This window comes from Oceanobacillus halophilus (genome assembly GCF_003628505.1).
GTDB lineage: Bacteria > Bacillota > Bacilli > Bacillales > Amphibacillaceae > Oceanobacillus > Oceanobacillus halophilus.
The window spans coordinates 24,448-38,261 of record NZ_RBZP01000007.1; the positions used below are offsets into that span (position 1 = coordinate 24,448).

General features: G+C 34.7%; 14 protein-coding genes. 4 read left to right on the top strand and 10 right to left on the bottom strand.

Annotated elements, in window-relative coordinates:
* Window positions 1–124: 124 nt before the first annotated feature.
* The 4 genes from hisH to hisIE are packed head-to-tail and all read left to right on the top strand — an operon-like array spanning window position 125 to window position 2,844.
* Complete coding sequence (gene hisH / locus D8M06_RS10355) at window positions 125–733, top strand: imidazole glycerol phosphate synthase subunit HisH (protein WP_121204334.1); 609 nt, start codon at window positions 125–127, stop codon at window positions 731–733.
* The gene (gene hisA, locus D8M06_RS10360) at window positions 730–1,452 is read left to right on the top strand and encodes a 1-(5-phosphoribosyl)-5-[(5-phosphoribosylamino)methylideneamino]imidazole-4-carboxamide isomerase (RefSeq protein WP_121204335.1); all 723 of its coding nucleotides are present in this window, start codon (window positions 730–732) and stop codon (window positions 1,450–1,452) included. Before hisH ends, hisA begins: the two co-directional genes overlap by 4 nt.
* Window positions 1,442–2,200 carry an imidazole glycerol phosphate synthase subunit HisF gene (gene hisF, locus D8M06_RS10365; RefSeq protein WP_121204336.1) on the top strand — a complete coding sequence of 253 codons (759 nt, stop codon included), beginning with the start codon at window positions 1,442–1,444 and terminating at the stop codon, window positions 2,198–2,200. Before hisA ends, hisF begins: the two co-directional genes overlap by 11 nt.
* A 5-nt stretch (window positions 2,201–2,205) precedes the next feature.
* Window positions 2,206–2,844 carry a bifunctional phosphoribosyl-AMP cyclohydrolase/phosphoribosyl-ATP diphosphatase HisIE gene (hisIE, locus tag D8M06_RS10370; RefSeq protein WP_121204337.1) on the top strand — a complete coding sequence of 213 codons (639 nt, stop codon included), beginning with the start codon at window positions 2,206–2,208 and terminating at the stop codon, window positions 2,842–2,844.
* 71 nt (window positions 2,845–2,915) lie between these two features.
* On the opposite strand, the gene D8M06_RS10375 is transcribed toward hisIE, so the two are convergent.
* The 10 genes from D8M06_RS10375 to D8M06_RS10420 all read right to left on the bottom strand — a co-directional run bounded on the left by D8M06_RS10375 (window position 2,916) and on the right by D8M06_RS10420 (window position 13,772).
* On the bottom strand, window positions 2,916–3,608 hold the full coding sequence (locus D8M06_RS10375) for a SurA N-terminal domain-containing protein (RefSeq protein ID WP_121204338.1): 693 nt from the start codon (window positions 3,606–3,608) through the stop codon (window positions 2,916–2,918).
* Between the two features lie 352 nt (window positions 3,609–3,960).
* Entirely contained in the window at window positions 3,961–4,575 is a 615-nt protein-coding gene (locus D8M06_RS10380; RefSeq protein WP_121204339.1) for a PH domain-containing protein, read from the bottom strand.
* 70 nt (window positions 4,576–4,645) lie between these two features.
* Entirely contained in the window at window positions 4,646–5,590 is a 945-nt protein-coding gene (locus tag D8M06_RS10385) for a siderophore ABC transporter substrate-binding protein (RefSeq protein ID WP_121204340.1), read from the bottom strand.
* A gap of 349 nt (window positions 5,591–5,939) precedes the next feature.
* Window positions 5,940–6,695 carry an iron ABC transporter ATP-binding protein gene (locus D8M06_RS10390; protein ID WP_121204341.1) on the bottom strand — a complete coding sequence of 252 codons (756 nt, stop codon included), beginning with the start codon at window positions 6,693–6,695 and terminating at the stop codon, window positions 5,940–5,942.
* On the bottom strand, window positions 6,689–7,639 hold the full coding sequence (locus D8M06_RS10395; RefSeq protein ID WP_121204342.1) for an iron chelate uptake ABC transporter family permease subunit: 951 nt from the start codon (window positions 7,637–7,639) through the stop codon (window positions 6,689–6,691). Before D8M06_RS10395 ends, D8M06_RS10390 begins: the two co-directional genes overlap by 7 nt.
* Window positions 7,629–8,582 (bottom strand): ABC transporter permease, encoded by a 954-nt coding sequence (locus tag D8M06_RS10400; protein WP_121204343.1) that lies wholly within the window; start codon window positions 8,580–8,582, stop codon window positions 7,629–7,631. The genes D8M06_RS10395 and D8M06_RS10400 overlap by 11 nt, the downstream gene beginning before the upstream one ends.
* Window positions 8,583–8,951: 369 nt before the next feature.
* Complete coding sequence (locus tag D8M06_RS10405) at window positions 8,952–9,509, bottom strand: TetR/AcrR family transcriptional regulator (RefSeq protein ID WP_121204344.1); 558 nt, start codon at window positions 9,507–9,509, stop codon at window positions 8,952–8,954.
* A 22-nt stretch (window positions 9,510–9,531) separates the two neighbouring features.
* On the bottom strand, window positions 9,532–10,947 hold the full coding sequence (locus tag D8M06_RS10410) for an efflux RND transporter permease subunit (RefSeq protein ID WP_121204345.1): 1,416 nt from the start codon (window positions 10,945–10,947) through the stop codon (window positions 9,532–9,534).
* Window positions 10,940–12,682, bottom strand: coding sequence for an MMPL family transporter (locus D8M06_RS10415; RefSeq protein ID WP_121204346.1), 1,743 nt, complete (start codon window positions 12,680–12,682; stop codon window positions 10,940–10,942). The genes D8M06_RS10410 and D8M06_RS10415 overlap by 8 nt, the downstream gene beginning before the upstream one ends.
* A gap of 367 nt (window positions 12,683–13,049) precedes the next feature.
* Window positions 13,050–13,772, bottom strand: a complete 723-nt coding sequence (locus tag D8M06_RS10420) for a DsbA family oxidoreductase (protein ID WP_121204454.1) — start codon at window positions 13,770–13,772, stop codon at window positions 13,050–13,052.
* Between the last annotated feature and the right edge of the window lie 42 nt (window positions 13,773–13,814).

Sequence of the window (13,814 nt, forward strand, 5' to 3'; positions counted from 1 at the left end):
GGGCAAGCACACTATTCTGAATTCAAGTTATTAAGAGTTTCTATCAACTCTCACAAAGCTAATTAGTAACAAACTTACGAAAAGATCATAATTAAAGGATCTATTACAGAAAGGAGCATTCGTGATGATTGCAATTGTTGATTACGATGCTGGGAATATTAAAAGTCTGCAATTTGCTTTAGATAAACTGAACGTAAAATCTGTGTTAACTAAAGATCCTGAATCTATTAAGAAGGCAGAGTCTATTATTCTACCAGGTGTTGGTGCATTTAAGGATGCTATGGTTTCCTTGAATGAACTTGGAATGACCAAGGTTTTGCGGGAGGAAGCTGCAAATGGAAAACCAATCCTAGGTATTTGCTTAGGAATGCAATTATTCTATGAAATCAGCCATGAAGATGGTGAGTGGGAAGGTTTAGGATTATTGAAGGGAAGTGTAAACCGTATAACAGATGCTGTAAAAGTTCCTCACATGGGATGGAATACTTTACAAAAAGATAAGGAGAGTCCCCTATTTAATGCTATTCCTGACAATCCTTATGTTTATTTCGTCCACTCCTATGCAGTTGGAGGAGACTTTGAAAGAGATACACTTGTGGCTAGCTCTGAATATGGTGGAACCGTACCTGCACTTGTTCAAAAAGATAATGTGACAGGCATGCAATTCCATCCCGAAAAAAGTGGAGAAGTTGGTCTGAAACTATTAAAAAACTATGGGGAGATGATTTCATGATTCTATTTCCTGCAATAGATATTCGCGGAGGAAAGTGCGTCCGTCTAACTCAAGGCGATTACAATAAAGAAAAAGTCTATGGTGATTCACCAGTTGAAATGGCAAAAGAGTGGCAAGCCACAGGGGCAGAATATATACATATTGTTGATCTCGATGGTGCAAAATCTGGAGAATCAATTAATAAATCAGAAATCCAAGCTATCGCTGAACAAACAGAAATCCCCGTACAAGTTGGTGGAGGAATTCGCTCGATATCCTTAATTAATGACTATATTTCTTCAGGTATTAGTCGAGTGATTATTGGAACAGCCGCTATTAATAATAAGGAATTTCTAAAGGAAGCAGTTGAAAAATATGGGTCCAAGATTGCCGTATCTATTGACGCTAGAAAGGGCTATGTTGCAACAGATGGGTGGACCAAAGATAGTACAGTAAAAGCTACTGACCTCGTAAAAGAACTAGAGCAAATGGGCGTTCAAACAATTGTTTACACTGATATTTTAAAGGACGGAATGTTAAAAGGTCCTAACTTTGAAGAACTTCACACCATAAATACATCTACTAAAATGAATGTTATTGCGTCGGGTGGAGTTTCATCTAAACAAGATATTACTGAATTGAAGTCACTCAACATGTATGGTGCGATTATCGGAAAAGCATTATACGATGGTACGATTAAATTCGAAGAGCTATTGGAGGCAGATGACGATGCTAGCTAAACGAATCATCCCTTGCTTAGATGTTGATAAAGGACGAGTGGTTAAAGGGAAAAAGTTTAAAAATATCCAAGATGTCGCAGATCCTGTAGAACTTGCCAAACGTTATAATGAGGATGGGGCCGATGAATTGGTTTTCTACGATATTACAGCTTCCAATGAAGAGCGTGATATTTTTTTAGACGTTGTTGAGAAAGTAGCTCGAGAAATCTCTATTCCTTTTTCTGTTGGAGGGGGAATCCGTACAATCCAAGATATTAACAATGTATTACGTGCTGGCGCTGAAAAAGTCTCGATTAATAGTGCTGCAGTAAATAATCCAACACTCATTAAAGAAGCTGCTTCAAAGTTCGGCAGTCAATGTATCGTATTATCTATCGATGCCCAAGAAACTTCTCCTGGTAAATGGGAAGTCTTTATCAAAGGAGGCCGTAAAAACACAGGAATGGATGCCATTGAATGGGCAATACGCGGTGAACAACTCGGTGCAGGTGAGATCGTTATTAATGCTATCGATACAGACGGTGAAAAGAGTGGCTACAATGTAGAATTAACGAAGGCAATTGCCGATGCAGTAAATATCCCTATTGTTGCAAGTGGTGGTGCTGGAACAAAAGAACACTTTTCTACTGTACTAAATAAAGCAAATGCTGACGCCGCTTTAGCAGCATCTGTCTTTCACTATGGTGAGATTCCAATTCCCGAATTGAAAGCATATTTAGAAGAACAGAAAATCACGGTTAGGAGGTAACAAGAATGGAAATTAACATCGATAAAATTAAATTTGATGAGAATGGACTTGTTCCCGCCATTGTACAGAATGCAGAAACAGGAAAAGTCTTAACATTAGCATATATGAACGCAGATTCACTGCAGAAAACCTTACAAACAAACGAAACCTGGTTTTTCTCGCGCAGCAGACAGGAACTATGGAATAAAGGGGAAACATCTGGAAACAAACAACAGATTAACAAAATCAGCTATGACTGTGATGCAGATTCCCTATTGGTTCAGGTAATACCGCTAGGTCCAGCATGTCATACCGGACAAGAAACCTGCTTCCATCATGATTTGTATACAAAGGATGAGCCATCACTGGAGATCATTCCGCAAGTCGTAGCCAAAATCACCGAGAGACGCGAAAATCCAATTGAAGGTTCCTATACAAATTATCTTTTCAATGAAGGCATAGACAAGATTTTGAAAAAAATCGGTGAAGAAACTAGTGAAGTCATTATCGGTGCAAAAAATAACGACAAAAAAGAAGTAACAAGTGAAATTGCCGATTTAACCTACCATACCCTTGTACTTATGGAATTACTAGATGTGTCCATTAATGACATTAAAGGTGAATTAAAGAAAAGGCACGTTCAGAAGGATAAGAAAAATAAATAATTTCGACATTTTCATTCATTAAAACAAGCATCTCCTCGCCACTCACATTGGTCTGCGAGATGCTTTTTATATTAAATGGATGTTTCCACTTCTGCTTTTTCTTTTAATTTTGTTACTTTTACTTGATATTCTTTGTTCTTCTTTTCACCTTCTAGAACAGATTTAATTTGATCTTTTATTTCTGTAAAATCACCAATTTCTTTGTCACGTTCTTTCAATTCATCATACCTGGCTTTCATTTCTTCTTCCGTAACTTCCACTTTAATTTCCTGTTCTATATATTTAGAGGTAATTAAATCATCTTTAAGAAGTACTCGATAATCTTCCTCTTTCAAATCAAACTGTTGTAACAATTCCTTAAACTGATCACCTTGTTTTTCTTTTATCCTTTGTAACTCTTCACCCGCTTCCTCTTCTGTAACATGAACCCCTACTTTTCCAGCGTCTTGCATAATTAACTCTTGATTTACAAGAATCGCAATCGTTTGTTCTTTAATATTTTCTGCATCACTTACATCTTGTCCATATTGATACATCATGGATTTTATTTGCGTATAGATAGAATTATATTTCCTTCCCTTTATCTCTTGTCCATTTACTGTAGCAACTGTAGTTTCTTCTTCTACTCTTTCTTCATCCGAAAACTCTAATGGCTCTTGTTCAGAAAGTGTTTGCTCGGTGTTTTCTTCCAGAGTTTCATTATTACAAGCTGCAAAAATCATACCGATAGTAACTATCACTGTATATATAATTAGCTTTCTCATCCGGCTACCTCACTTCATATTTTTAATTGTACTTTTATTCAATCATACTAAAAAAGAGTGTTTTAGTCTTTAAAAATGGGTGTTTTCTAATAGATTGGGACTGCTGTTACTCGGCCCTAGCGAAAAGGTTGATAGTTTTTACTGATTTAAGATTATAGGACCCTACACAGCATAGTATTCTGCCGGAACGAATGCAAGCACATTAAATCATTAGAGCAAGCGATATCTACTAACAATGAATAATTTTGACTAAGTCGGAGTTTCTATCAATTCAGATATAGTCAAAAAGCAACAAAACAATAAAAAAGGGAGCTAATTCGCTCCCTTCTTACTCCAAACTCTAACCTGAAAGTTAGTTATTAATATATTTTTCAAATACATCTCCAAAGTCTTTTTCGTGGTACTTCTCTCGTGATGTTTCCAACCAAGAAAAACCGAATTCAGTCAAGTCTTTAAATTGTTCAGCAATATTCGTTTGATCTGTTCTGGAGTTTTGTAAAACGGATACTGCTTTTTCAAGACTTTGACTTGCCATATTCATCAGTACTTCATTTTCATGTGTTTTTTCGGAAATGTATACAAGTGCTTTGTAAAGATCTTTCAACTGTTCGATTTCTTCTTTTTTAACATCGATACTATAATTATTATTTCCTAGTGAAAATTTAATTTCAATATCAAGATCCACTCTTCCAGCTGTTTCGAGAAGTACATTGGAAAACTTAAATTGTGAATACGGATAACGTCTTAAAGTTCGTTTGGAAGAAGTAGCATTCTCCCCATCGACATGGATGAAAGCAATATTTGTAAAGCAATATTCATCTGCTTTTGTTTTAATTAAAAAATAAATCTTCTCATTATCTTCATGTCTCACATAATCATCTGCATCAGTTTTATCATAATCTTCAGGTCCAATGATCTTACCGATATCAGAAAGTCCTAAGGCATCTGCTGCCATTTTCTTTAACATATATATTCTCCTTTCAGAATTCTTTTAATGTAATAGTAACACAAAAAGGCAGCCATTTGACTGCCTTTTCCTATTGAATCGTTTCTTCAATTTGTTGAACCATTTCGGATACAGATACTAGTCCCCCACCTGATAAGTACCAATAATCAGGATCAAGGTAATACACCTTATCATTTTGAAAAGCTTTTGTCTTCTTCGTCAATTCATTTTCCACAATCTCTTTTGCTGCTGAATCTCCACCTACCACTGCCGCTCTATCAATGACATATAGTAAATCTGGATCTTGTTCCATCACATATTCAAAAGATACGTTCATTCCGTGTGTAGAGGCTTCAATCGAGTCATCTGCTGGAGTTACACCAAATACATCATGAATAATACCAAATCTTGAACTTGGGCCATATGCACTGATTTTATCATCGTTTGCTAATATAATAAGAGCTTTCTCATCGGTTTCACTTGCTTTATCACTCAATGCTGCTATTGATTCATCTATGGCAGCTAATTTAGCTTCAATTTCTTCTTCTTTTTCAAAAATCTGACCTACTTTTTCCATATTTTCCTTGAAGGAATCCATGTATCTTGTAGTATCTACTCCAAGATGGATAGTAGGAGCAATTTCGCTTAGTTGATCATATAATTCTGCTTGTCGTGCTGAAATAATAATGACATCTGGATTAATTTCAGCAATTTTCTCGAAATCTGGTTCTTTTAGGCTACCAATATTTTCATAATCTTCACTAGCATATTTATCCAAATAGGATGGAATCGTACCAGATTGAGCAACGCCTGCAACCTCAATTCCCAACTTATCCAATGTATCTAAAATACCAAAGTCAAATACGACCACATTTTGTGGATTTTTTGGTACTTCTGTTTCGTCAAGTTCATGACTCACTGTAACAGTTTCTCTATCTTCAGCATTTGCTCCATCATTGCCTTCTTCAGTAGAATTACATGCAGTAACAAACGCAATAAGTAATATGAGCAGTAATGTGAGTGTGAATCTCTTCATTATAAATACCCCTTTATAAAATTTATATATAACAAATACTGCATGATTATACATATAGGCAAATTAAAAATATTCTTTTCTAAAAAAGAAAAAGCAATTTATTTCTCTCTACAGCAAATAAGCTGTTTATTATATGAACGTATGTACCTGAGCGCTCAAGTACGTTTATTTTGTATAAGCACATATGTTTACCATAAAAGATTTTTACGGTACAATAATTATAGGGTTGTTCCTCATAAGATGTTTTGGTTTTTCAACCACTCATCATATGAGGGGCTTTTTTTTACTCTCTTTTTTGAAAAAAATTTTTTTAATTTTCCCTTACATACAGCGCATGCAGTATTTATCATTAAAAATAAACACAAATACGTCTGTTATCGACTTCTTTGATATCAATATCCATGTCATATAGATCTTTTAAGACACATTTATCGATAACATCACATGCTTTTCCTTGCTTCATTACTCGGCCATCTTTCAATGCGACAATATTGTCAGAGTAACAAGAAGCAAAGTTAATGTCATGAATAACAATTAATATGGTCTTACCCATTTCATCAACAAGCCTTCGTAATGTTTTCATGATTTGAGAAGAATGTCTCATATCTAAATTATTTAACGGCTCATCTAAAAGGATATATTCTGTGTCCTGTGCGATTACCATTGCAATGTGAGCTCGTTGTCTTTGACCACCACTTAGTTCTTCCAGGAATTTATCCTGCATATCTTGAAGCTCCATGTAATCAATAGCTTCGTCTACCTTCGCCCAATCTTCTTCATCTAACCTTCCTTGAGAATAAGGAAAGCGACCAAATGAAACCAGTTCACGAACTGTTAACTTTAAATTCACAGAATTAGTCTGTTTTAGTATGGATATTTTTTTAGCTAGATCATTGTTTTTCGTCTTTAGTATATCTTTCCCATCAATCGTAATTTCTCCATTATCTTTTGCAATCAAACGGCTAACCATAGAGATTAATGTACTTTTCCCTGCACCATTCGGGCCAATGAATGATGTGATCGTTCCTTTTTCAATTTGCAAAGAAACATCTTCAATCACTGGCTTTTTGTTATACGCTTTAAAAACATTTTTTAAATCTACCATGATTTATTCTCCTTTAACAAAAGATATATAAAGTACACGCCACCGATGAAATTAATAATAACACTTAATGTTGTATTGAAAGTGAATATCTTTTCTACAACGAATTGGCCACCAAGTAAAGCGATAATACTGATGAATACACTACCCAAAATAATGTACAAATGACGATAGGTTTTCATCATTTCATATGCGACGTTCACAACAAGTAATCCAAGGAAAGTGATTGGCCCTATAAGAGCTGTTGAAATGGAAGTAAGTATTGCCACAATAATTAACAACCGCTGTACAACATGATCGTAAGGAACACCTAAATTAACAGCTTGATCCTTCCCTAAAGATAATACGTCCAAATACTTGTAGAAACGTAGAAAGTAAAGCATTACCAATATAACGAGCACTACGGAAATCCAAACTAAGTCCGTATTTACATTGTTTATACTTGCGAACATGGCATCTTGAGCAACCATAAACTCATTAGGATCAATAAGTACTTGCATAAAGTCTGTGAAGCTATTGAAAAATGTACCCAAAATCATTCCTATTAACAAGAGGAAGTAGATATTATTTTTTTCTCCTTTAAAGAGAAAGTGATAGAGCAGTAGTGAAAATATAATCATAAAAAAGATGGAAATAAAGTAATTTATACTGCTTTGCATCATGACAATGGAATTGGAACCAAATATAAAAATGATAAAAGTTTGTAGTAATAAATACAATGAGTCTAGTCCTAAAATACTAGGTGTCAAAATTCGGTTGTTTGTTATAGTCATAAAGATTGTTGTAGCAAAGGCAATTGCCCCGCCTGTAATTATGATAGCAACAACTTTTATAATTCTTCTCGGTAAAATATATCCAATGTTTCCACTTAAATCATAGAAAATATATAACAATGCTAGTATTAGTGCGATTATGGCGAGTATGGTTGCTTTTTTCTTATAACCCATATTTCTTTCTCCTTAGCAGCATATAGATGAATATTCCACTACCTATAACTCCAATGGTTAAACTAATTGGGATTTCATATGGGTAAATGATTACTCTGCCAATGATATCGCAAAACAATACAAATACAGCACCTAGCAATGCAGTATGTATCAGTGTGTTTTTCAAGTGATCACCTTGGTAAATGGTTACAATATTCGGGATGATTAACCCAAGGAATGGAATCACACCGACAGACAGAACAACAGAAGCTGTAACCAATGCGCTAATGATAAGGCCAAGATTAACCACACTTCGATAATTCAATCCTAAGTTCTTAGAGAAATCTTCTCCCATTCCTGCAATCGTAAATTTATTAGCGTAAATATACGCAATCACTAAAACAGGAATACTTACATACATAATCTCGTAATTCCCACTCATAATCATGGAAAAGTCACCTTGCATCCAAGACGACATATTCTGAATGAGGTCGTTTCTATAAGCAAAGAAAGTTGATATAGAACTTACAATATTACCAAACATTAGCCCTATTAAAGGAATAAATATTGCATCTTTAAATTTAATCTTTTCTAAGATTTTCATAAATATCAGTGTACCTAACAATGCAAAAACGAAAGATACAATCATTTTTTGCAAGGGAGCTGCTGAAGTAAACAACATCATGGAAACGAGCACACCTAATCTTGCTGAATCCATTGTCCCTGCAGTTGTAGGTGAAACAAATTTATTTCTGCTTAACTGTTGCATAATAAGACCAACTATACTCATACTCATTCCAGCAATAAGTATACTAATTAAGCGCGGAACTCTGCTTACAAATAATACTTGTCTTTGGTCTTCCGTTAATTGAAAAATATCTAATGGTGAAATATCAGAAACACCTATGAAAATAGATGCTACTGAAAAAACAATGAGCGCTATTACTAAGTATCTTATTTTCATAAAATGCCCTTCTCTGTCTAGGTTCCCCGCAATACACATTTGGCAGGTATCTTTTTAACTTCCCCTAAGCTTTATAATTACTATAAAAACAATGCAAATAATAATTATTATTACCTTTTAATAACTCTAATTAAGAATGAGATTCATTATCAATTAGTTCTCATTAACAAGTATAACAGAATTACAGTTTCAGTCAATAAGAACAAGCTATTAAACATGAAATTGTCAAAAAACATGAAACGCTTAATCGCGCATGTAGCGAAGTATAGACTACAGCTGCCATTACAGGTGTGTCACTATTGATGCATATAAAAAAACCTATCTTTATTTCAAAAGATAGATTTTAAATTTCTAAATGACAAATTCTCCCTATATAGTCGAAAGTATTGATTTTGCATGTTTTCTTGCTATATCTTTTCGATCTTGTTTAGTTAGCTTATTAAATGGGTAATCATTTGGCAATATAAGATAACTTAAAAATACGCCTCCCAACTGTCTTGCGCAGAAGTCGATATCAACTTTATAATCTTTACGTGTAAAATGACTATCTAATCCTTTTTTTAAACTTGAAAAAATGATTTCCGGTAAATTAATTTTATCTGTTAGATTTCCTCTTAAACTCTCTGATAAAAGCATCCTTACTAAATCATCATTTTTTGACAAAACCTCTAGTCTATCTTCAATAATGTTAGTTAAAAATAACTCAGTATCATCTTCTTTTGCAATTTCTAAAACATGGGAACCGAACTTTCTCTCTAATACATGTTTGATAACTGTAATAAATAAGTTTTCTTTCGTAGAATATCTCCGATACAATGTTACTTCAGCAACGCCTGCTTCTTTAGCTACTTCCTGGGTTGTTGCTTGCATTCCTTTTTTTACAAATACCGAAATAGCTCCTTTAAAGATTTGTTCCGTTTTATCCATCAACAATCATCACCTTCTCTCCTTATGATAAGCCAGTATGTGAAGAAATCAAGTTGCTTTGTTTTATTTTTACAAATCGGTCTAAGATAATTAATATTGGCGGCATTACTATCAGTGTAGAAAATAAAGCAAGAGAAATGTTAATAAGTGTCATTAATCCAAAATTGTTTAAAATCACAAAATCGGATGCTAGTAAGGCACTAAATCCGCCAATTGTTGTAATAGCCGATACAAAAACGGCTTTTCCAATGTTTTTATTGGCCATTTTGATGGCTTCCCTGCTTTGATACCCTTTCTCTCTTTCTTCATAATATCGTTCCATGATTAATACCGTAAACTCTGTACCTATCCCTATAATTAATGCTCCCAATGTTGCAGTTAGGGGTGTGTAACTCATATCCAAAAAGTACATGATTAAACCAGACCAGCCTACAATAAATATGATTGGCAATAAAGGAATAAACGCTTTAACAAGATTCCTGTAAATAACTAATAAACTTAAGAATACAAGTCCCATTCCAATCAAAGTCATCTGATATCTGCCAGTTGTCAGACCTTGAATCATTTCTACATCTAATACGGATTTTCCTGTGATTGTCGTGTCAACCGTAACCAAGTCGTTATTTTCCAAATATACGCCTAAGTCATCAATGAATAATTCTAAATCATATGCTTCTAAGTGTTCAATTCCTATAGAAATAACACCTTTTGTTTCTGATTCATTTAAGAAGAGTTTTAATTGGTCTTCTGGTATATTAGCAACTTCCTCCTTAAATTCCTCGGCTTCAGGCAACTCTTCATCGTTCATTTGCTTCACAACGCTGGTGAGCGAATTTGTTTTTACAACAACATCAGGAAATTCCGTTTCAAGGGATTCTGTCAAATCATCAACCCATGTATTCACTTGATCTGAAAAAATATCATCGCTTTCATATACAATGGATATTTGATCGGTTGTGCCGATAACATCCCGTAATTTATGAATGTCATTTAGTTCCTGTGTATCCTGAGGCATGAAAGTTTCCACATCTGTTTCCGCATCTGCATCCAGATCCATCCAAATACCAAAAGCTGCAGTGACAGCTACAATTATGATGATTCCCCAACGAAAGGTGATTGTTTTCCCAGTGATCCAATCAAGCACTTTATCTATGTTCGAAGGTATTTTTTTTCGGAGTTGTCTTTGTTTTCCTTTATCTTCACTAAAAAAATAGTCTCGGATAAATAGTATTGGAATTAAAAGAAATATCCCTAGAATAAAACTTACCACTAAACCAATTGTTAACATTTTACCAAAGTCTTGAATCATTGGTACAGGTGATGTATATAGTGAAATAAACCCAAGTGTTGTAGCAATCATTGCAGTTAAGACTGCTGGTACCATCTTCGTAATGGTTTTGTTTAAACTAGCCTTCGCTTTCTTTTTATCGTTATTCATTCGAATCCTCCTTCGCCATTTCTTCTGCATAACGGTTTTGGAACTGAATGGCATAATCGATACCAAGACCAATTAAAATTGGAAAAACAGCCATTGATACCATCGTAATTGGTATTTGTAACCATCCCATTAAACCTACCGTTCCAATCACTGCAATGAGAACAGTTACTAATGGCAATAAGCGCCAACGGACTTTAAAGACTATAGATAACACAATCACCATGATTATTAGTGCGAGCACCATCATGGTTTGAATACTTTCCTGCATGGAAGAGCGAGTCGCATGATCAAGTACAGGTTTTCCTGATACCATGGTTTCTGCTGTTTTAATTTCTTCCGTCGTAAAATAGTTGTTTATCGAATCAATTACTTCCGTTTTTTCTGCATCCTCTGCATCTCCATTAAGTTTTATCAACATAGTCATGTATTGATCATCTATAACTACTTCTTCAAACATTGGGCGAAGTTCGTCGTCATTATTATAAATCATGTTATCCAGTGTTTCTTGACTCTCAGGTATACCAGGCGTCATAATATCTGAGTATTCATAAATGGTCTCCATACTCTCACTTATGTTTTGTACATTCTCACCCATTTCGGCTAAACCGTCTGCAAGTTGGCTTAGCATTTCTTCCTGTTCCGTCTGTTTTCCTTCTATTTCCTTCTTGAGCACTTGCATCTCCTTTTCTTTTTCAACCCATTGTTCATTCATTTGTGCTTGTATTTGTTCTTTTTGAGCTTCCTGCTGTTCTTTCAATTCCTGCTTGAATTGTTCCTGTTGCTCTTGTTTCCCTTCTTGTATTTGTTCAAGCTGCGTGTTCTGCTGATTTATCTGTTCGTCCAGTTTCTTTTGTATATTATTTAGGCCTTTTATTGTTTGATTGGTGATACCAGGAAGTTGTGCCGAATCTTCAGATACCTGTGTCATTTGTTGTGACAGTTGAATTAATGCCTGAACAGCTTCCTGTAGCTGTTGCTTCTGAGCGGGATCTTCCATTCGTTCTGCCAGTTCACTTAAATTTTCCCCTAATTCATTCGTTTGACGACCAAACTCAGCATATCCATCTAGCAGATTCGTTGTTCCTTCTTCCAGATTTTCCTGGGCTCCAATTATGTTGGAAAATCCTTCATTTAACTCAACCATTTGTTCTTCCATATCTGGAAGTTGAATCTCAACAACCTCTTGAAGCTGATTCTCTGCTCCTCCAAGTTCAGCTACCGATGACTCAGCTAACTCAGGGAGTTGTGGTTCCTCCAGCTCAGGAAGTGAAAATTCTTGATCACTCTCACCATTTCCCTTCAACTTAACACTAATGTCAGTTAATCGACTCCCCATTTCATTTAAGCCATCAATTGTTTCAGAAATACCATCTTTAAACGTAACCGATTGGTTATTTGCGATTTCTTCCACAAGTGTGACTGGACTTAAGATACTATATATTGAATCATTACTTTGCAGCACTTCATCTAACCCTTTCATATGCTTTAAATGATCCGTTGTCAGTAAATTTTTGGATTCATACAGTACAATAATCGATTCTCCACCAAATTCATCCTCTAACATTAAATTAGCTTGGTATACGTCTGAATTAGATTCTACTAGCGTATCGTTCCCTGTAGCCATAAATACATCTTTTACGCCAACTGCTAACAGAATCACCATAATCGCCATGATAAAAATGGACTTCATTGGATAATTACTTAATTTATTTGCAAGTCTTTTTAACATATTCATGTACTTCCTCCTCGCAATTTTAAATGTAAAGGAATCTTAGCTGTGACTTCCTTCAGTCGAAAACCTCCCTATAAATACGATTACTTCATAATGCAAGTTAGTACTTACATTCATATTATCGATAAATATCTAAGTTGTAAAGGAATTTTTTATCCTAGCACCAAACATCATTAGCAAAATATTAGTCACTATTACCATCTTTTTGGCATTCAAAGAGAGAATTACACCCGCCATAGTATGACATTAATAAAGGAATATTAAAGATTTGTAAAGTTTTTGAATCCATTCTTGCCTATTTTATAATTTCCTGATAGACAGCAAAAAAAAAATGCTGCAGAAATATTATCTGCAACATTTTTTCTATCGTTTAGTCCTCATTTATTTCACAGGTCTCATCCGTACAATAAGACGTCTTAGATTGTGTAGGATTTAATGAAGTAAGTGTTGGTTTTTGTTTTTCTTCTTCCCATACTTTCTCTAGTACTTCTTGGAATACTTCTGCAGGCTGAGCACCAGAAACTGCATATTTCTCATTAAAAACAAAGAACGGAACACCTTGTACCCCAATTTGACGAGCAACATTAATATCTTCTCGAACATCTCTTGTATATCGATTCGTCTCAAGCACTTCTCTAACCTCTTCTTCATCCAATCCAGTTTCTCCTGCAAGTTGAATCAATGTGGAATGGTCACTCATTAGTTTTGATTCCGTAAAATATGCATAAAGAAAACGCTCTGTTATCTCTTTCCCTTTACCTTTTTGTTCTGCATATTTAGCTACGCGGTGCGCATCAAATGTGTTTGCATACTTCATCGTGTCAAAATGATAAGTAAGCCCAACTGTCTCAGCTTGTTGTCCCACTTGATGGTTCATTGCTTTCACCTGATCCAGCGGAATTCCTTTTAACTCAGAGAACGTCTGATAAAAATCTTTTCCTGGAATATGTTTTGCATTAGGGTCTAATTGATAACTTTTATATTCAATATTAACTCTATCTTTTTGTGAGAAATTATTTATCGCATGTTCTAATTTTCTTTTTCCAATGTAACAAAAAGGGCATACAAAATCTGACCATACCTCTATTTTCATTACATATTCACCACCTTTACTTGAAAACATTTTAGCACAGCA